Genomic DNA, 20,797 nt, shown 5'->3' with positions numbered 1-20,797 from the left:
GTAGTAGATTTGCTTTTACACAAATCTTCCTACATCCTCAATTGGTTTCCTTTTTTATTAATATATTATAAATATTTCTATTATTTATACACATATGTTAGGCTTACAATATGCCCATATATACAAAAAACAGTAGTTAGCTTTATTTTTACACAAAACTAACTACTGTCAAAGTTTTAATTTTTACTTATTAACTTTTCACTGGACGCTCGTCCTATTATATTTTATTTATTTTTAATTCTAATAATTTGTCGCAAACTTCATCTAATGATCTTCCAATGCTCATTTCTACTGATGAAATTACTGCTCCTTCCACCATAGCAGCATCTACAATTCTTATATTTTCTCTACCTTCCATTTCAAAGGCTTCTTTCACCATTTCTGCTGTTAAATAAGAACTTCCTAAGTCAAATAATATTAATACACCATCATCAGTATAAATCTTATCTAAAGCTTCATATATCTTACTATAATCATTTCCAAGTCTACCATCCTCAGTTCCACCTACAGCTTCTATTACAACATCTCCTGACATTTCTTTAGCAAGTTCCTTTATTCCCTTAGCTAATAATTCACTATGCGATACTATTAAAAGTGATACCATAACTATTCTCTCATCTCCTTAACAGTATTATAAATTACCTCTAAAATCATAAAGGATGATGTTGCTCCTGGATCTTCATGACCTATACTTCTATCTCCTAAATAGCTTGCCCTTCCTTTTCTAGCAGCAATAAGTTTTGTATATTCCATTCCCTTTTCTGCAGCTATTACGGAATTCTTAAGAGTGTCTAAAACTGGAAGATTATTATCTATGCCTTCACATACTTCATTATAGGCTGGTATTAATGCATCTAGCATGGTCTTGTCTCCTTCTTCTCCCTTGCCACGCATTTTTACACCCTCTATTGAAGCTTGTAATATATCTCTATAATCTATAATAGTTATTTCTGTTTTGCCCTTACCTAACATAGAAGCTTTCATAAATGCAGTTCCATATAAAGGTCCAGAAGCTCCTCCAACATTAGATACTATTGCCATACCTACTGTTTTAAAAATTTCTCCCCAATCTTTGAAATCTACATTTTCTATTTTTTCCTTTGCTACTCTAAAACCCTTACTTAGATTTATTCCATGGTCTCCATCACCAATTGCTGCATCTAAGTCAGTTAAAAATTGTTTATTTAAAGATATTTTATTTTCTATTTTATCAAATATATATAGTGTTTCCTTTAGTGTTAATCCCATATGTTTTCACTCCCATCCTATAATTGTTTAAATGCTGGAGTATCTGCCTTTGCATCTAATAAATTCTTTAATTCTTCGTCTAATTTTAATAAACTAATTGAGAATCCAGCCATTTCTATAGAAGTCATATATTCACCAATTAAAGTTTTATATACTTTTATATTCTTTTCTTCTAATATCTTATTTACTTTTCTATTTACAATAAATTGTTCCATTAATGGAGTTCCGCCTAAGCCATTAACTAAAACAGCAACTTCATCACCTTCTGCTAAAGTCATATCTGCTAATATCTTGTCCATTAAATGAGTAACTATTTCATCAGCAGTTTTTAATTCTTCTTTATGTGTTCCTGGCTCTCCGTGAATACCCATTCCAATTTCCATTTCATTTTCATCTAAAGTGAAATTAGGTTTTCCAGCAGCTGGAACTATACAAGGAGTAAGTGCCATACCCATACTTCTAACGTTATCTATTACCTTTTCAGCTACAGCTTTAACTTCTTCTAAATTAGCTCCTGTTTCTGCTTTAGCTCCTGCTATCTTATGAACAAAAACTGTTCCTGCTATTCCTCTTCTTCCTATTGTCCATGTACTATTTTCCACTGCAACATCATCATTAACTATTACAGATTCTACTTTAATGCCTTCCATTTCAGCAAGTTCTTTAGCCATATCAAAGTTCATAACATCACCAGTATAATTTTTAACTACTAATAGTACCCCTGCATCATTAGCAACTGCTTTAATGCCTTCATAAACTTGATCAGGTGTTGGTGATGTAAATACAGCCCCTGCCACAGCTCCATCAAGCATTCCATAGCCTACGAAACCACCATGAGAAGGTTCATGTCCACTTCCTCCGCCACTTACTAATGTAACCTTGTCAGTTTTCATTTCTTTTCTTACTAAAACGTTTGCATTTTCGACTTTACTTAAATATTCAGGGTAGGCATATAACATACCTTCTAACATTTCTTCAACAACATAATCAGGATTATTAATAACCTTTTTCATAAACCAACACTCCTTAAAATATATATTAAAAACTCACCTAATATTATTTTAAGTTTTTATTTAAACATTTACAACATATATTTTACATAATTAGAATTTATTATTTTCGCTCCTATATGGAATTATATTCCATATAGGCGTATAATAGGAATATCTATTGTACTAAATTGTATTTTAATACGTAGTTAGTAATATGAAATTTGTAATAAATAGGAATTTGTAGGGTGATTATTTTGGATAGAGAAGAGAGAAGACCGAAAATAAGGCTATTACTTTTTGGAGGAATCGTTATAATTTTCATTATAACTTTTTTGGGCTATAGAGTTTTACATAACAAAAGCTATAAAAATGAGGCTGTACAACGATTGGAATCAATTTATTTAAATGGAAAAGAGTATGGTTATGGCAGTCCTAATGAGAAGTATACTATTTCAAATATTTTGATTTGTAAGATGGATAATGGCAAAAAAATATATGAGATAAAGGAATATCCTAATTATGAATATATAGCAGTTTATTCTGCGTGGGATGGCACAATTTATAAAAGAGTAGAAAACTGAAAAACAAATTTTAATTTAGTGAATTAATTTAATATATTAGGAATTAATTAGTTATAGAAAATGAAAAATTATATAATATAAGCTATATAAAATTTAAAGGAGCAAAATTAAAATGAAGATAAGTCAAAAAATTAAACCATATATACCAATATTAATTGGAATTATATATATTATATATTTCTATACTTTTTTAAATTTTGTATATAAAAAAGGTTTGTTAATTTCATTAAAGGATGTATACCTTTCAAATATAGGAACAATGCTACTTATTGATTTTATCAACATGTTATTATTTCCCTTGGCTATAATTATATTTTATAGGAGAAATTTAGAGGATCTTGGATTTATAAAATCTAAACTTGCTATAGTATTATTATTCATTTATGGTTTATTTTTTCTACTGCATAGTGATTATACTATAAGAGGAATTTATGAAGCTTTTTTTTATTTGTTTATTGTTGCATTACCTGAAGAAATTATATATAGAGGATATATCTATAATTTCTTGAAAAAGCATAATCGTATATTTGCAATAATTATAAGTGGGATATTATTTGGAATCATGCATTCAATATTGCCTAGCATTATGTCAGAATCTAATATATCTACTATGATTAAAGATATGTTAAGTCAAATAGGCGGAGGAATATTAGGTGGTTATATCTTTATTTTGTATTTTGAAAAAAGTAATACTATCCTTATTCCAATACTAATACATGCTTTATTAGATTATTCATATAGTATATTAGGACCACTAGTAGCTATCATTGTATTAGTTTATCTGATTATTGTAAATAGAAGAAATAAAGAAGAATTTAAAGCCACTAATAAACATTTACTTGAATAAATAATTTATCCACTTCTATACAATCCATTATTAACATCAGTTTAAAAGATATAAAAATAAAAGCTCCCTAGAGAGCTTTTATTCCCTTCTCAAAATACTTCATAAATTTTTTAACTACTTCTTCATTATTATTATCCACATTCTTAAAAATTATCTCTTCGGATACGATTATAATAATCTATAACATCTCTATCATATTCTTTATTAATATTAATGGAGGTTAAAAGAAAGTCTGCAGTTGATTTACTCATAGCAACAGCTACATCATATAAAACTGCTATTCTTAGTAAGGCTTTAACATCTGGATCATGAGGTTGAGATGTTAATGGATCCCAAAAGAAAATCATAATATCAATATCACCATTTACTATAGCAGCACCTATTTGTTGGTCTCCACCCATAGGACCACTTTTAAAGCCATCTACTTTTAATCCTGTTCTTTCAGTAATAAGTTTTGCTGTAGTTCCAGTACCACAAAGTATATGTTTGCTTAATTCCTCTTTATTTTCTTCTGCCCAACTTAATAAGGCTTCCTTCCTATTATCATGAGCCACAAGTGCTATTTTCTTTACTACTTTCATTGTATAATCTTCCATAATTCTCCCCCCCATATTATATAAATACATATTTATACTGTTAATAAAATTATACATAATGGTAATTTAATTTACAATGTGGAAGGTTTATATAATAACTAATATTTGTAGTTCTCCCATATCCTTTGGAATTAAGTTATTCTCTTGTTTTTCTCCATTTATAAATATTCCTTTTTCTTTATCTCTTTTAATTATTATATTATAATCTTCTAATTTATTTTTAATATTAATTCCATATTCCTGCCATTCATTAGGTATACAAGGCTCAATTAAATAACCCTTTCCCTCTAATTTTTTAAGCCCTAGAATATCTTCTATTCCTACCTTATACATCCAGCCAGAAGCACCAGTATACCAGCTCCAGCCTCCTCTTCCTCCATGAGGCTCTTTAATGTATACATCAGCAGACATTACATAAGGCTCTACCTTATATCTTCTTGCTTCTAATTCTGTATTAGAATGATTTATAGGATTTATCATATTATAGTACTTCCATGCCTTAGTTCCTAAACCAAGCTTCGTAAGTGCAAGGATTACCCAAACAGCAGCATGAGTATATTGACCTCCATTTTCCCTAACTCCTGGAACATAGCCCTTAATATAACCTGGTTCTAAGGAAGATTTGTCAAAAGGTGGTGCTAATAATTTAATTAAACCATTATCTTTATCCACAAGATATCTATCTACAGCCTCCATAGCTTCCATAGCTCTTTCTTCCCTTGAAGCCTTTGAAATTACTGACCAGCTTTGAGCTATAGAATCTATTTTACATTCATCATTTTCTCTTGAGCCTAAAGGCTTACCATTATCAAAATAAGCTCTTCTATACCAGCCTCCATCCCAAGCTTCCTTTTCTTGATTTTCTTTTATAAATTCCTTATAGCCTTCATATTCCTCAGACTTTTCAATATCATCCTTGTATTTACAAAGTTCTTCAAAACCATCTAATATCTTATATAAGAACCAACCAACCCAAACGCTTTCTCCCTTTCCTTTATTTCCAACTGTACTCATACCATCATTCCAGTCACCACTACCCATTAAAGGTATATTATGACTTCCAAATTTTAAGGCTCTATCTATTGCTTTTAAACAATGCTCATAAATACTTCCTTCTTTATTTGATACATTAACTATAGTATATCTTTCATCTTCTCCATTTCTTAAAGGTTCATCCTCCAAATATGGAGCCTTTTCTTCTAAAATACTATAATCACCAGTGGATTTTATATACTCAATGGTCACATATGGCAGCCATAATAAATCATCTGAAAATCTAGTTCTTATACCAGAATTAATAATAGGATGCCACCAATGTTGAACATCACCTTCTAAATATTGTCTTGAAGCACTTCTTAATATTTGTTCTCTAGTTATAGATGGATTTAAAATTCCTATAGCCATAGAATCTTGAAGCTGATCTCTAAATCCATAAGCTCCACCACTTTGATAAAAGGCAGTTCTAGATAAATATCTACAGCTTAAGGTTTGATACATTAACCATCCATTTAAAAGGTAATCCATTGAAGGGTCTGGTGTCTTAACCTGTATATTTCCTAGGAAATATGACCAATATTCTTTTACTTCCTCTAAAGCAGTATAAACATTATCTATAATCTTATATTTATTTATCTTTTCTTCTATTAAAGCTTCCTCTTCTTCCTGACCTAGTAATATAACTACTTCCTTTTCTTCTCCTGCCCTTAGATAAATATCTAATTGAGAAGCTAAACATGGATCATATATACTTCCATATCTATTATTTAAATTACTTTCAGATAAAGCTTTTGGATTACTTAAATCTTCACCTATTCCAACAAAGCTTTTTCTATCCCCAGTAAAAAATTGATTTTCTTCTCCTTGTATAGATAAATAAGCTTTTAGCTTTCCAAAGTATTTAGAATATGGATTATTGCCATAAATACAATTCTCTTTTTTTTCAGTACTTATATATTTAGCACTTCCATAGTTATATACTCCAAGAACTAATTGAGCATAGTAAAATAAAGATAAATTTCTATCGTTGCTGGACAAGTTCTTAAGCTTTACCTTACATATTTTTAATTTTTCATTATTGGGAGTAAATACTTGAAGTTCACCCTGAATATTGTAGGCTGTATGTTTAAAAGTAGAATAGCCAAAGCTATGCTTTATAATATATTCTCCGCCATCTCTAACTGGCATAGGAGTAATTGTAAAATAAACACCACTAGAATTATCTCTAATATATAAGGCTTCCCCTGTTTTATCACTTACCCAGTCATTACTCCAAGGAGTTATTTTATTTTCTCTACTATTGCCACACCAAGTATAACTAGAGCCTACTTCAGAAATATGAAAGCCAAAATCCTTATTAGAAATTACATTTATCCATGGAGCTGGAGTATTCAAATAATCCTTAAGTTTAATAACATAACTCTTATCCTTTTTATCAAAGCCTCCATATCCATTAAAGAAATCTAAATCTAATTTTTCATTGGAATCCTTGTAATTATCCATTTTATAATCTTCAAAATTAACTTCTATATTATTTTCTTCCTTAAAATCTAAGGTATCAATTATTACTTTATCTTCACTTAAAGCTTTGATAGCTTCCTTATTTTCAAAATTCTTAATATACTCTGATTCATTAATATTAACCTTTATTCTATTTATTGGTGCTAAATCTTTACTATTTTTATACTTATCATAATCATAGTTAATTGCTTCCATTAATTGCTTTGATAAATTACCTTTTTCTGAATCAATATATATTCTAGAAATTCCTATTAAAAAGTCTCTTACTTCTTCTCCCATAGTAGATTTATTATGAATAAATACTCCACCTTGTTTATTTATAAATTCTCTTTCTAAGGAATTATTAATTGTTGATATAATATCCTTTTGAAGTGGTTCTTCATAAGATACTTCTTCTTCATTGTAAATTACTAAGTCACATTTAACTCCCTTATTTCTAAAATAATAATGCATATTAATTGTTTGTCTTAGTAAATCAATATCCTCTTCACCATAAATAACAAGTAAAATTATAGGTAAGTCTCCAGATATTCCGTATGCCCATAAATTTTCTTGATTCATACTTATATTTTTTATATAAGCTTCTCTATTTTTTCTTCCACTATGTAAATAAAGTAAATAGGATGCTAAACTTTGATAAATATTAGCCTGGGCTGACCTAATTCCTATATGTTTAAGCTCTAAAGCATTAGAATAGTTATAAGCATCTAAAGATTTTTCAATAACAGGTATATCTTTATACTTATAAATTAAATCTAAAATTTCCTCTTTAGATTCTCCTACTCCTGTTAAATAATATATACTTCCTTCTTCACCTGGTTTTAAAGTTATTCTGCATCTAATACTCATAATTGGATCTAATACAGTTCCCACAGTATTTTGTAGTGGTGCATCATTATCCATAACCTTTGGAGATTTTAAATCTCTATTTCTTCCAATAAAGTTTAGTCTAGAAGTTTCATAAGTTATATCACCTTCAAGGTTCTTATTACTGACTACATTATGAAAAATATAATGAGTAATTGCCCCTTCAGCTCTTGGTCTTCTATTCCCAATTAATGCTTTAGCTTCTTCATTATATTCTGTACTTATAAATAAATTAGAGAAACTAGGATGAACAGCATCACCTTCAAAGCTTTGAAGTGTTACTTCTAAATAGCTAGTTATTTCTAAAGTTCTTTGCTTTTTTGAATTATTTTTTAAGGTTATTTTTCTAAACTCCAAATTATCTTCACTAGATAGCATAACTTCATATTTTGTACTTATATTTCCATCAGTACTTTTAAACCTTGCCTTATCTAAGGTAAACTCAACTAAATAATCATCCTTTTCCTCTTTGCAAGGCTCATAGGTTGCACTCCAATAATCATTAGAATTTAAATTCTTTATATAAAAGAACATTCCACTAGAATCAGAGGTACTGTCACCCTTCCACCTATAAACTGTCATATCATTCTTTTTAGAATATCCACTACCACTATCTGAAATCATAGTAGAATAAACTCCATTTGAAAGTAATAAAACCTCTGGATTTTCTCTTTTACTTCCTTTAAATACTCTTGGTATAAATTCTTCTCTTTCCACTAACTTTTTATTAAAATTAATTACATCTATCTCTCTATCAAATACTATATACTCTGGCACCTTTTCCTTTAACAATATTTCTGCCGCTTTAATTTCTGGTATATTATGAAATCTTTCTTTTAATATATTATTATTTATTACATTATCTAAAGCTAAAAGAGACATTCCTAAATGATGAACCATGTAACATCTTACTTCCTTAGAGTCCTCCTTTCCTTCACTATAATCTATTGCTTCAATGAATCCATATCTTCCATAAGCATTTAAATCATATAAATTCTTTAAGTTATCTAAGGAAGCCTTCGTATCTAAAGGTAAAGTCATAATAGATGAATATGGAGAAACTACTAATTCATCATCAAGACCTCTTTTTAAACCAACTCCAGGTACACCAAATGCCTTATATTGATACACATCATTAATATCAAATACATAATAAGCCGATTCTGATATGCCCCATGGTACATCCTTCTTATCTCCATAGGACATTTGAGCCTTTAAAACTGAAGAGTAAGTTAATGACCAAATAGTATTATCAAAGGACTTCATAATTTGATAAGGCATAAAGTACTCAAACATAGTTCCACTCCAAGATGCAAGAGTTTTAAAGCCAAAAACCTTACTCATATTCCTATTTAAGTTATACCAATGCTCCTTTGGAATTTCTCCTCTTGCTATTGTTAAGAAGGAGGTTGTTCTTGATTCTGAAGCCATTAAATCATAATAGGAATTCCCCAATGATTTATCTTCCACATTATATCCAATAGAAAATAATCCTCTCTCCTTGTTATATAGAAAATCAAATTTCATATCTTCCATAATACTTTCAATTTCTGAAGATAAAACTAATAATCTTTCATCAAATTCCTTTAATTTAATTATTCTCTTATCTAATACTTCTTTAAATTCATTCCCTGAAGCTTCCTTAATATCCTCTAATATATCTATTATTTGAAGGAGAGTTGGCATCTTATAGCTTTTTAAATAATCTATAACTATTTTTTCTATACCTTCAAAGATAAAATCATAAAAATCTATTTTAGTTTCTATTTGTTTTTCTAACTTTTTAAACCAATACTTTTCTTTACCTTCATCTGAATCCTTATTAAAGCTTTCTAATTTTATTTTAACTTTAGTTAATTCATCCATTAATATATTTTTATATTCTTTTAACTCTATATCATCTGGAAGTCCATGATAAAATTCTTCTTTATCATCTTTTCTTATTAATTCATAGGTATCCTTTAAAGATGAAATTTCTTTTTCTCTAATTATTGGTTTATTTCTAAAATTCTTAACTTCTTCCTTAATTATCCACAGGTAACCTAAAAGATTTCCACTATCAACTGTGGATACATATCTTGGCCATAGGGATAACTTTGTTTTTGTATCATACCAATTTAAATAATGTCCTTTATATTTTTCTAAACCTCTCATTCCATCTATAGTAAGTTCAAGTCTATAAATTACTTCTCCAATAGATAAATATCCTAAATCATAAGCTACAATATTACTTATTAATCCCATTCCAATATTAGTTGGAGAAGTTCTATAAGCCACTCCCTTATAAGGTTTCTCTTGATAATTATCTGGTGCTAAATAATTATTTTCTTCATTAACAAAATCTTCGTAATAAGCGAAAATCCTTCTTGATAATTCTCTTAAAAAATCTTCATCTTCAATTTCTAATCTATCCTTAACTATTATTTCTTCCTTAGATATTTTGCAAGCTATAAATGGTGATAAAGCCCACAATATAGCAATAGGTATTGTAACTATTACTATTTCATAGGAGTTAAAAAAGCTTAAAATTAATATTAATGCAGACATTAATACATTTATCCACATTTTCTTATAATACCAGGAATAAGTATTTTCAACTGATGATTCTACCTTTTCTGATGTTTTCCATTGAAGTAGATTTTTCTTAGATATAGTTATCCTATATAAACTTCTACATATTGCATCTAGCATTAAATAAGCTTGATAAGGTATAAAGCTTATTATTAATATAATTTGTCTTAAATTTTTAAAGCTTCCCATTAGTTTTCTTTTTGGAGTTACCACAAAATCTGTAACTGTAAATACCAATGGTATTATAATTGCTAAAAATAATAAAACTGCCATTTGAATTGCATTATTAAAAACTGTTAGTGTTGCAATTAAGCCAATTAATAGACTAGGAGCAAGTAAACTTCTTCTTAAATTATCGAATATCTTCCACTTAGATATTGATGATAGTTTACTAGAAAATAGATAACTAAATATTTGCCAGTCTCCTCTAACCCATCTATGTAATCTTAAGGCACTAGACATATAACTTGATGGATATCCGTCTACTAACTCAATATCAGTAACTAAGCCACATCTTGTTAATAAGCCTTCTATTAAATCATGGGATAATACTTTATTTTCTTTTATTTCATCCTTTAAAAGATTGTAAAAACTATTAATTTCTATTATGCCTTTTCCTGTAAATATTCCCTCATTAAATAAATCTTGATAGGTATCTGATGAAGCTGTAGAGTATGCATCCACCCCTGCATCGCCTGCAAATATCTTTGAAAAATATGTTTTATGTTTATCTTCTAAATTAACACTTATCTTTGGTTGCATTATGCTATAGCCTCTTACAACTTTTCTATCTTCAATGTAAGGCTTATTTAAAATATGGCTCATAGCAGAAATTAATTTTTTTGCACTTCCTATAGGCAAAAAGGTATCACTATCTAAGGTGATTATGTACTTTGAATCTATTAAATTACTAATATCGCTACTTATTACATTGTAGCTAGTATTTTTATCTCCTTTAATTAAGGCCATAAATTCCATAAGCTTTCCTCTTTTTCTTTCATGGCCCATATATACATTTTCTGATTTATTAAATTGTCTTTTTCTATTTAAGAAGAAAAATCTATTGCCATACTTTGAGTACTTATTATTTAAATCATTAGCAAGTCTTATTCCTTCTTCATTAATAACTTTATCTTCTGCTTCTATTTCATTATAACTATCAGATAAATCTCCAAGTAATGCAAAGTAAATATTATTATCTCTGTTTCCTAAATAATATACCTCTAGCTTTTTCATTAAATTTGTTACATCTCTACTATTACTTAAAATAGCTGGAATAACTACTATGGTTTTATCCTCATTAGGTACTCCATTAGAATAATCCATCTTTGGAATAAAGCTAACCTTAGTTATTTTAGCTATAAACCAATTAAATAAAGCTATAACAACTTCACTTGATGGAACTAGCATTAATATAAAAGCAAATATATATTGAGAAAGGCTAAAGCTTAAAGGAATAAAATAATTTAGTAGTAGAATTAATAAATCTACTGCTATAGTTCCAAGAAATATAAATGCTATATAACCACCCTGTGATAATTTTTTATTTATATTTTTATTAATATCGAATCTTTTTAAAAGCTCTTCTAACCCATCATCTACTAGATAATACCCAATATGGTCTTTAAAAATTTCTTTATCCTCTAAATGTAAGCTACTAAGTTCTAATGCTGTTTTTATAATATCAACTTCACTTATAGCAGTTTTTCTAGAGATTTCTTCAACCTTATGTCTGTAATAATCTTTAGTTTCAAAATCCATTTCATTATAAATTCCAGAAGGATCTTCCATTAATAATTTTTCTGCCTTTGAAGTTTCATTAAAAAATCTATTCCAATTAATAGAATCCATTACTCTTAAGGAATTTATATTACTTCCTATGGAGGTTGCTATAGCTCCCTCTCTTATATGTTCCTTTATTATTTCTTTATCAAAGCTACTATTTTTGTTTCCTTTTAATCTTCTTAAAGCGAAATTGTATACTCTCTCATCTTCAATGGAGTTATCTCTTAAAATAGTAAAAAACTTATCTATAAATTCTGGTGAAAATAATCCATCATGTAGAGTTTCTGAATCCCCAAAATAATTATTTTCAATTTCTCCTTCATTACTTTCCTCATTATTAATTAAAGGATATCTTTCTTCTAATTTTCTTAATATCCAATCTAAATTATTTTTTTCATAATTCTCTATAACTAAATTAGCTAACCTTTTAGCTCCAAGCCTTTGTTTTTGAAGTACTACCATATCATTTACTATTAAGGCTAAGTTAATAATTAAAGCTATTCTTAGCATTAATGGAAATGCCCAAAGTTCCCCAATTGTATAATCTTCTTCTTGATTATTAATAAACCTTACACATTCCTCTTCATTTACAACATTATTATTTAATTCAATATAATCCTTAGCCAAATTATAAATTCTTGGATAGCTAAAATCATCAATTTCTATATTAGGTAAATTATCAAAATAACTATGTGGCAGATTATGCTTTATAGTTTTATATTCCTTTTCAATTAAATAAATATTATCCAATAGCCATTCTGCTGAAGGAATAGCATCCTCCCCCTGCTTCACTAACTTATTTAAATATCTATGATTATGAAGAATACCCTTAAAGGCATCATTTAATTCCATTAATACAGTTTTCCTTATATTGTTTACTGTTTCCTTCTTCACAAATAAGTCCCCTTTCACTTAAGCTTTATTACATCAGATAAACCTATTATTCGCAAAAAAGCAGAATATTAATCATATGGAATTATATCCCAAATAAGTGTATAATAAAAATATGTTTTATTAGGAAATTGTATTTAAGTGCGCAACAAAGCTTATTTAATATAATATGAAGCATAAATGAATTATGAGAATAGGAGAATTATAAATGAAAGAGGATATTTATAATTATTTAGAAAAGTTTGAAGCACAAACAAAGCAAAGATTTTATGATTTACATGAACTTATTTATGAAAGTACTTCCAGAAACATTGATGAAAAATTGTGGGCTAAACTACCTTCATTCTATGTAAATGATAATTTCGTTCGACTTATTCCTTTTAAAGACCATATTAATATTGAAGCAAAAGCAATAGTTTTTCATAAAGATGAATTGTCAGGATATAAAATAACACCTAAAGGTATGTTACAAATTTTTCATAATCAACAGGTACAGTGGGAATTATTAAAAACAATATTTAAAGAAAGTTTTGAATAATGTTAATGCGTTAAGTTCTTTTATTATGAATCAAATATGGACAAATTTATTTATCCACTTTTATGCTTTCCATTATTAACATTACTAAAAAAATCCTATAATAATTAAAGACAAAAAAATAAGGCTGTACAACAGCCTTAAGCTTCCAAAACTCCCTAAGGAGTTTTAACATTAATTCTACATTTTACATTCTTCACTTTTAATTACTTAAAAACTCATTTATGAGTCTTTTCCTTAATTCTTTCATTTTTTCATGCCGCCTTTGCGTTAGCAAATAGGCTTTTCATTTTTTTATTTTACCTTGAATTCTTCTATAGCACTTCTAGTTATTCTTAGCTTTTCCTCTATGCCTTTTAAGTTATTTCTAGCCATGCCTAAAAACAACATATCAATAACTGCTAGTTGTGAAATTCTTGAACTCATAGCCCCTTCTCTTAAGGATTTTTCTACAAAAGGTATTCTTAAAACTATATCTGACATATCTGCTAAAGTATTATTTATACTTGCTCTTGTAATTGATATAACAGGAATTCCTTCATTCTTAGCATTATAAGCACATTTAAGAACCTCTTTAGTTTCTCCTGAATAGGATATTGCAACTGCAACATCGCCTTTTTCCATAAGTGCAGATGCTGTCATTTGAAGATGTGTATCGTTATGGGCTATACATCTTACATTAATTCTGCTTAATTTATAATAGAAGTCCATTCCAACTAAACTAGAACTTCCAACACTAAATATATAAATATTTTTTGCTTTATTTAATAATTCTATAGCCTTTTCTAATTCTTCTTCCTTTAAAACTCCAACAGTTTGATTCATTATGGAATCTATAGAGCTTTTTACACCTCTTATTATGTTCTTTGTAGATAGGTCATTATGAAGATATTCAAAGTCTGAATTATCATCATTTTGTAAACTAACAGATAACTGTAATTTCATTTCATTTAATGAATCAAATCCAATCTTTTTAGAAAATCTAACTACAGTTGGCGCAGATGTATTTGTAATATCTCCAATCTCCTTGGCTGACATACTAATAATACTTTTTTTATTACTTAGTAAAAATTCTGCTATTGACTTTTCCCTATCAGTAAAACTATCAAAATTTTGTTTAATATACTGCAATACGTTCATTTTCACACCCTACTATTCTTTTATTTATTGATATTAAATTGAAACTGTTTGCTACCCCTTATATATTTTAATAAAAATAAATCCTTTTGTAAAACAAATCCTACTACGTTAGTCCTAAGGTCTTTATTTCCATCACTTTTTAATATTTGAAGTTCTCCCATATATCTTTGGTAATCCTTATTATCTATAGTTATGTCTCCATATTTTTTATCTACTGTATTAAAGGGTTCAATAATATCTCCATTTAATATAAGTCTACTTTCACTTGCTCTAATGGCATCTCTAGCTTCATCAGTTCTTGCTGAATAAACTTCATTTAATAATCTAAGTGTAACATCATCTTTAGCATTAACATGTATATTTAATTCAATTACATTTGGTTTTAATGTAGATAAATCCTTAAGTTCATCCATACTTGGCAATGAATCTCCTATAAATACAGATGTATTCTCTAAGGCAAATAAATGATTAGCTGCTTCTCTAACCTCTTTATTTCTATGATCTTCTAAGGTTGGAAGACCATCCTTTAATGGACTTCTTTTTCTATTATTTGATTGCACAAATGCAGAAGCCTTAATACCTTTTTTCTTTAATAATTCATTTTTTCTAATCATACATTCTTCAGAAATTCCTGTTCCTACCCTTGGATAAAAATTATGAAGAGCATCTACATTTTCATAATTGGGATTATATTTATCAAGTCTTTGGAAAAATTCTTCTGTAACTGTAGATGCATTTAATTGAATTTTAATTCCGTATTCATTCTTCGTCATAGTTGCAATATCTTTTTCATCATAACCAAAGTCAATTCTTATAGTCTTAACACCCATATCTCTTAAGCCTTTTAAATCCATATCTTCTAATTCTAAAAACTTAAAAGTATTTGGAGATATATCACTAATTATATCCATATCATAGTCTTTAGCTAATTTAAAGAATTCTTTAACTTCTACTTTTAAAACTTCATAGTTTGCCTCAGGTATATGTAATGAAGTAAATATTCTAGTAAATCCTAAGTTATGGGCATCCTTTAATAATTTTATATTTTCTTCCTTAGTATTATCTAAGCCAAAATAAACAGAAAATCCAAAACTCATACAATCACCTCAATCTATATATTAAAAATATTACTAATATCCTTTAAAATCTGTGGATACATTTCTCTCCAGCTATCCCAAGTATGTGGTGCTACATCTTTAAGTTCATATTTAATATTAAAACCTCTTTCCTTAGCAAAGGTAAAGAAATTATCTATATTTTTATAAAATATTATTTCATCATCTTTACCATGATAAGTGAATATACTTATGTCTTTATTACTTTCTTTACTCATTAGAATCCTATAGGAATTATTATAATATAAATTCAATAATGGAGTTCCATATATAGGGTTATCAGTAGGCTCATCCCAAATTGCTGGTGACATTAGCCCAATTGCTGTAAATATATTTTCATTACTTAAAGCTATATTTAAAGCTCCATATCCCCCCATAGAAATACCAGATATAGCTCTACTTTTTTTATCTTTTATAGTTCTATAATTAAAATCAATAAAAGGTATTAAATCCTTTACTATTGCAGTCTTCATTTTAAAAGTAGGTCCATCTAAATAAAAGCTATTAAATCCATCAACAAAGATAACTATCATAGGCTTAACTTCTTTATTTTCTATTAGTTTATCTAATACTGCCTTTGAATCTATTCTAGTTTCATCACTTGTATTTGTAACATTTCCACCCCATCCATGCAAAACATAAAGTGTAGGATATTCCTTATCTAGATTCTCCTTATACTCTTTAGGTAGATAAACTCTGTAATTCCAATGTATTTTCATTGTTTCTGACCACATAATTTCAGCAATAATTTCTGATGACTTTTCTATAATATTCTCCAACTTAATCCCGTCTCCTCTATATTAATTAGAAATATATAAAATAAATGGATAGCATTATATTCTCTAAATACTATCCCTTTATAAATCAAATTTTATTTATCTAATACTTTTTAAAGCTTCAGCAATATACCCTTTATTTTCATCTAAAATTTTCTTTGCTTCATCTTTATTTAAATTTGAAAGAATCATAAATATTGAAAGCTTAACATCAAAATCAGTAGTTTCTAATACTTTTTCAGCTTCTTCTCTTTCTACTCCAGTTGCTTCACAAACTATTTTCTTTGCTCTTTCAACTAGCTTCTCATTACTTGCTCTTACATCAACCATTAAATTCCCATAAACTTTACCAAGTTTTATCATAGCACCTGTTGATAGCATATTTAAAACTAATTTTTGTGCTGTACCAGATTTTAATCTTGTTGATCCAGTTACAACTTCTGGCCCTACTACTGGTGCTATTGAAATTTTAGCCGCCTTTGCAACATCTGAATTTGCATTACAAGTTACTGACACAGTTAATGCACCTATTTTATCAGCATAATTTAATCCGCCAATTACATAAGGTGTTCTTCCTGAGGCTGCTAATCCAACTACCGTATCATTTTCACTTAAAGAAATATTTTTTAAATCTTCCATTGCTAATTCCTTAGAATCTTCTGCTCCTTCTTTAGCTCTGAAAATTGCTTCATGTCCTCCAGCAATTATTCCTTTAACTAATTCTTCTGAAACTCCATAGGTTGGTGGACACTCTGAAGCATCTAATATCCCTAATCTTCCTGAAGTACCAGCACCTATATAAATAAGTCTTCCCCCTCTATGGATTCTTTCCACTATTCCATCTATAGCCTTAGCTATCTTTGGTAATTCTTCTTCAACTGCAAATGCAACTTTTTTATCTTCAGAATTTATTATCTTTACCATTTCTAAAGTTGAAACTTTATCTATATTTAGTGAATTTTCATTTCTACTCTCTGTCGTTAGCTTTTCTAAATCTATTTTTTTCATACAAATACCTCCGAACACTTTAGCTATATTCTAAAAAGCTGTTACATTATAATAATATCATACTTGAAATATCATTTCAATATTAATAGTTATTTTTTGAATTGTATTTCAATATTTATTTAAATACTTGTAACATTAATTAATATGTATTTATATTTATTAATTAAAAAGGAAGCTTAGTCTAGATTTTTCTAAGCTTCCTTAATTAATTTTATTTTTTATGTATTTATAAAATGTTGTATCTTATGAAATATAATTTCAAATTATACATTATAGAAATGAGTAAATAGCTTAATAGTATATTCATTATCCTTCACAGCTGCAAGCTCTCTAATTGAATGCATTGAAAGTAATGGTGCTCCCATATCCATAACTGGAATAGTTAATAATGATGATGTTATTGGTCCTATAGTTGTTCCACCTCTTACATCAGATCTATTAAAGAATTTTTGGTATGGAACTTCTGCTGAATTACAAAGTCCTTCAAATATAGCTGCATTATAGCTATCAGTACTATAGCTACCTGATGCTGCTGTTTTTAATACTGGACCCTTTCCTAATACTGGTCTATTAGTTGGATCGTGTTTTTCTTCAACATTTGGATGAACAGCATGAGCTAAATCTGCAGAAATCATTAATGAATTTGCTAACGCTCTGTGAAGTCCTTCTCTATCCTTTCCTAATGCTAAAGTTATTCTTTCTAATATATTTAATAATAAAGCTGAATTTGCTCCTTGAGCTGTTAAGCTTCCTATTTCTTCATTATCCATACATACCATAACTTTAGTTGATTTATTAGGCTTACTTTCTATTAATGCTTGTATTCCTGTATAAACCATCCACATATCATCTAATCTTCCAGCTGAAATAAATTCTTCATTTAAGCCTATAATAGCTCCCTTTTCAACTTCATAAAGACCTAAATCAAAGCCTAGTATATCTGCTGCAGAAACATTTAATTCTTCTGCTAATACCTTAACTAAGTATCCATCCTTTTCAAACTTATCATTAATAAGACTTAATAAAGGTAATGTATCCTTTTGTCTGTTTACATTCATTCCTTCATTTACATTTCTATTCATATGAATAGCAAGACTTGGTATTATTAATAATAGCTTATTAATATTTACAAGCTTAGTTTCTGGCTTTAATGGTGAGCTTCCCTTTAATGTAACCTTACCTGCAATACCTAAAGGTCTATCAAACCAAGTATATAAAATTGGTCCTCCATAAACTTCAGTATTTAATTTTAAGTAAGTTCCCTCTGAAACCATTTCTGGATTTGCTTTAATTCTAAAGCCTGGTGAATCTGTATGTGCTCCAATTAATTTAAAACCATCCTCTTCAATATCGCCATTTCCAATAGTAAAGGCAATAAGAGCTGAATCATTTTTTATAACATAATACTTACCATCTTTTTGTAAGTTCCACTTATCACTTTCTTTTACTTCAGTAAATCCATTTAAATCTAATCTTTCTTTAATGGTTTTTACAGAGTGATGTGCTGTTGGACTTTTATATAAAAAGTCAATTAAATCTAATGCTAATTTTTTTTCCATCTGTATCCTCCTAGAATATTTTATTTTTATTATATCATATAAATAAATAAAAAAAATATAATGCTAGCTGCGACCTCGTAAACTCCAAGTCGCCTTCATATGATATTTATCTCCCTTAAGTCTAAAGGAAGTAATTTACAAAAAATTATTAATAGGTAACTTTTTTATAAATTCCTAAAAAGCAAAAATAAGATATAATGCTAACTGCCACCTCGTAAACTCCAAGTGGCCTTCATATATATAGTTTATTCATAGTATAAGCTTTTTACAATTGAAATTACTATTCTTTGGTATATAATTAATTTATGGTCTTTAGGACAATATAATATTAATTATTAAAATCTAAATCTTTAAGTTTTATAATTTTAAAAAACACATATAATTAATTATTGGATAAAATAGTATAACTTATGTAATTAATCAAATAAATTTTTTCTATAAATAGGAGTGGTGGTATGGTTTCTAAATTTTTAGTTAATAGCTTTATTAAGAATAATGAAGATATTAAAAATCCTAAAGTTCGTAATGCTTATGGAACCTTAGGTGGTATAGTTGGAATAATTATTAATTTTATTTTATTTTTAATTAAATTTTTTGTAGGTGTTCTAGTTGGATCTATAGCAATTTCTGCTGATGCCTTTAATAACTTATCAGATGCTGGTTCCTCTGTAATAACTATAATTGGATTTAAAATGGCTAGTAAACCTGCTGATGCTGAACATCCTTTTGGTCATGGAAGAATTGAATATTTATCTGCACTTATAGTAGCATTTTTAGTAATGCTTGTAGGTGTTCAATTTATTAAATCTTCTATTGAAAGAATTTTAAATCCTACAACAATAACCTTTGAAGTTATACCTTTTATCCTTTTAATAATTTCAATTGGTTTTAAAGTATGGTTATCATCCTTTAATAAATTTGTAGGAAATAAAATTAATTCATCAGCCTTAAAGGCAGCAGCTACAGATGCCTTAGGAGATGTATTTACTTCAAGTACTGTTGTTATTTCCTTCTTACTTGCAAAGTTTACAACCTTCCCACTAGATGGGTATATTGGAGTTTTCGTAGCACTAGCAATATTATATGCTGGATTTGGCTTAGTAAAGGAAACCTTAAACCCATTACTTGGAGAAGCACCTGATCCTGAACTTGTAAATGAAATATGTGAAAAGGTATTAGCTTATCCTCTTATTTCTGGAGTTCATGACCTTATAATTCATAATTATGGTCCTGGGAGAATTATAGCATCATTACATGCTGAAATACCTGCTGATAAAGATATAATGGAAATTCATAATGTAATAGATAGAGTGGAAAGAGAAATATCAAAGGATTTAAACATACATTTAGTAATTCATATGGATCCTATTTGTGTTATTACAGACGAAATTAAGGAAACCTGGGATTACGTTGAAAGTGTCCTTAGAAAGTATCCTGTAATTAAATCTATGCATGACTTTAGAATAGTTGGTGAAGGTGACAATAAGAATCTTATATTTGATATAGTTGTCTCTCCAACATTATCTGGCCGTAAAAAGGAAAAGGAAAGAATGATTAATGATATTAAGACTTCTATTAACTCTGAGAATCCTCAATATAATTGTGTAATAACAGTAGACTACGACTACATGGAGTAACATTCCGTATAAATAACATATCTCTTGCTCCGTCGCAAGCTCCAAGTCGCCGAGATATGTTATTTATACTCCCAATACTGAAGGAAATAACTCCTCAATTCTTGGTCGTTATGAACGTAATATTACTATTAT

General features: G+C 28.3%; 14 protein-coding genes. 4 read left to right on the top strand and 10 right to left on the bottom strand.

What is annotated here, in order from left to right:
* Positions 1 to 217: 217 nt before the first annotated feature.
* The 3 genes from dhaM to dhaK are packed head-to-tail and all read right to left on the bottom strand — an operon-like array spanning position 218 to position 2,261.
* The gene (dhaM, locus tag HUJ77_RS00490) at positions 218 to 604 is read right to left on the bottom strand and encodes a dihydroxyacetone kinase phosphoryl donor subunit DhaM (RefSeq protein ID WP_291706607.1); all 387 of its coding nucleotides are present in this window, start codon (positions 602 to 604) and stop codon (positions 218 to 220) included.
* 2 nt (positions 605 to 606) lie between these two features.
* Positions 607 to 1,248 carry a dihydroxyacetone kinase subunit DhaL gene (gene dhaL, locus HUJ77_RS00485; protein WP_291706606.1) on the bottom strand — a complete coding sequence of 214 codons (642 nt, stop codon included), beginning with the start codon at positions 1,246 to 1,248 and terminating at the stop codon, positions 607 to 609.
* Between the two features lie 17 nt (positions 1,249 to 1,265).
* On the bottom strand, positions 1,266 to 2,261 hold the full coding sequence (gene dhaK, locus HUJ77_RS00480; RefSeq protein ID WP_291706605.1) for a dihydroxyacetone kinase subunit DhaK: 996 nt from the start codon (positions 2,259 to 2,261) through the stop codon (positions 1,266 to 1,268).
* Positions 2,262 to 2,485: 224 nt separating this feature from the next.
* On the opposite strand from dhaK, the gene HUJ77_RS00475 reads away from it, so the two are divergent.
* Entirely contained in the window at positions 2,486 to 2,821 is a 336-nt protein-coding gene (locus HUJ77_RS00475) for a hypothetical protein (RefSeq protein WP_291706604.1), read from the top strand.
* 112 nt (positions 2,822 to 2,933) lie between these two features.
* Positions 2,934 to 3,668, top strand: coding sequence for a CPBP family intramembrane glutamic endopeptidase (locus tag HUJ77_RS00470; RefSeq protein WP_291706603.1), 735 nt, complete (start codon positions 2,934 to 2,936; stop codon positions 3,666 to 3,668).
* A gap of 143 nt (positions 3,669 to 3,811) precedes the next feature.
* Here HUJ77_RS00470 and HUJ77_RS00465 read toward each other — a convergent pair whose 3' ends face one another.
* The gene (locus HUJ77_RS00465; protein ID WP_291706602.1) at positions 3,812 to 4,264 is read right to left on the bottom strand and encodes a methylglyoxal synthase; all 453 of its coding nucleotides are present in this window, start codon (positions 4,262 to 4,264) and stop codon (positions 3,812 to 3,814) included.
* Positions 4,265 to 4,351: 87 nt separating this feature from the next.
* Positions 4,352 to 12,898 carry a glucoamylase family protein gene (locus tag HUJ77_RS00460; RefSeq protein ID WP_291706601.1) on the bottom strand — a complete coding sequence of 2,849 codons (8,547 nt, stop codon included), beginning with the start codon at positions 12,896 to 12,898 and terminating at the stop codon, positions 4,352 to 4,354.
* Positions 12,899 to 13,103: 205 nt separating this feature from the next.
* Here HUJ77_RS00460 and HUJ77_RS00455 point away from each other — a divergent pair, with 205 nt between their 5' ends.
* Positions 13,104 to 13,433 carry a DUF1801 domain-containing protein gene (locus HUJ77_RS00455; protein WP_291706600.1) on the top strand — a complete coding sequence of 110 codons (330 nt, stop codon included), beginning with the start codon at positions 13,104 to 13,106 and terminating at the stop codon, positions 13,431 to 13,433.
* Positions 13,434 to 13,724: 291 nt separating this feature from the next.
* Here the strand turns inward: HUJ77_RS00455 and HUJ77_RS00450 are convergent, their stop codons facing one another.
* From HUJ77_RS00450 to HUJ77_RS00430, 5 genes are all read right to left on the bottom strand, one after another.
* A complete protein-coding gene (locus tag HUJ77_RS00450; RefSeq protein WP_291706599.1) occupies positions 13,725 to 14,570 on the bottom strand; it encodes a MurR/RpiR family transcriptional regulator in 846 nt (281 codons plus the stop codon).
* A gap of 20 nt (positions 14,571 to 14,590) precedes the next feature.
* On the bottom strand, positions 14,591 to 15,667 hold the full coding sequence (locus HUJ77_RS00445; protein WP_291706598.1) for a MupG family TIM beta-alpha barrel fold protein: 1,077 nt from the start codon (positions 15,665 to 15,667) through the stop codon (positions 14,591 to 14,593).
* Positions 15,668 to 15,681: 14 nt separating this feature from the next.
* Entirely contained in the window at positions 15,682 to 16,464 is a 783-nt protein-coding gene (locus tag HUJ77_RS00440; protein WP_291706597.1) for an alpha/beta hydrolase-fold protein, read from the bottom strand.
* A gap of 96 nt (positions 16,465 to 16,560) precedes the next feature.
* A complete protein-coding gene (murQ, locus tag HUJ77_RS00435; protein ID WP_291706596.1) occupies positions 16,561 to 17,469 on the bottom strand; it encodes an N-acetylmuramic acid 6-phosphate etherase in 909 nt (302 codons plus the stop codon).
* A gap of 263 nt (positions 17,470 to 17,732) precedes the next feature.
* A complete protein-coding gene (locus HUJ77_RS00430; RefSeq protein WP_291706595.1) occupies positions 17,733 to 19,028 on the bottom strand; it encodes a M18 family aminopeptidase in 1,296 nt (431 codons plus the stop codon).
* Between the two features lie 455 nt (positions 19,029 to 19,483).
* On the opposite strand from HUJ77_RS00430, the gene HUJ77_RS00425 reads away from it, so the two are divergent.
* Complete coding sequence (locus tag HUJ77_RS00425; RefSeq protein ID WP_291706594.1) at positions 19,484 to 20,665, top strand: cation diffusion facilitator family transporter; 1,182 nt, start codon at positions 19,484 to 19,486, stop codon at positions 20,663 to 20,665.
* Positions 20,666 to 20,797 lie beyond the last annotated feature (132 nt).

The sequence above is a fragment of the Clostridium sp. genome (genome assembly GCF_021443865.1).
In the GTDB taxonomy this organism is placed as follows: domain Bacteria; phylum Bacillota; class Clostridia; order Clostridiales; family Clostridiaceae; genus Clostridium.
The sequence above is the reverse complement of the archived record's forward strand: the minus strand, read 5'-3'. Positions and strand labels throughout refer to the sequence as shown.

Excerpts from the sequence above, each read along its gene's own strand:
- HUJ77_RS00465 (WP_291706602.1), bottom strand. The coding sequence starts at position 4,264 with ATGGAAGATTATACAATGAAAGTAGTAAAGAAAATAGCACTTGTGGCT.
- HUJ77_RS00425 (WP_291706594.1), top strand. The coding sequence starts at position 19,484 with ATGGTTTCTAAATTTTTAGTTAATAGCTTTATTAAGAATAATGAAGAT.
- HUJ77_RS00455 (WP_291706600.1), top strand. The coding sequence starts at position 13,104 with ATGAAAGAGGATATTTATAATTATTTAGAAAAGTTTGAAGCACAAACA.
- dhaL (WP_291706606.1), bottom strand. The coding sequence starts at position 1,248 with ATGGGATTAACACTAAAGGAAACACTATATATATTTGATAAAATAGAA.
- dhaM (WP_291706607.1), bottom strand. The coding sequence starts at position 604 with ATGGTATCACTTTTAATAGTATCGCATAGTGAATTATTAGCTAAGGGA.
- dhaK (WP_291706605.1), bottom strand. The coding sequence starts at position 2,261 with ATGAAAAAGGTTATTAATAATCCTGATTATGTTGTTGAAGAAATGTTA.
- HUJ77_RS00470 (WP_291706603.1), top strand. The coding sequence starts at position 2,934 with ATGAAGATAAGTCAAAAAATTAAACCATATATACCAATATTAATTGGA.
- HUJ77_RS00430 (WP_291706595.1), bottom strand. The coding sequence starts at position 19,028 with ATGGAAAAAAAATTAGCATTAGATTTAATTGACTTTTTATATAAAAGT.
- HUJ77_RS00445 (WP_291706598.1), bottom strand. The coding sequence starts at position 15,667 with ATGAGTTTTGGATTTTCTGTTTATTTTGGCTTAGATAATACTAAGGAA.
- murQ (WP_291706596.1), bottom strand. The coding sequence starts at position 17,469 with ATGAAAAAAATAGATTTAGAAAAGCTAACGACAGAGAGTAGAAATGAA.
- HUJ77_RS00450 (WP_291706599.1), bottom strand. The coding sequence starts at position 14,570 with ATGAACGTATTGCAGTATATTAAACAAAATTTTGATAGTTTTACTGAT.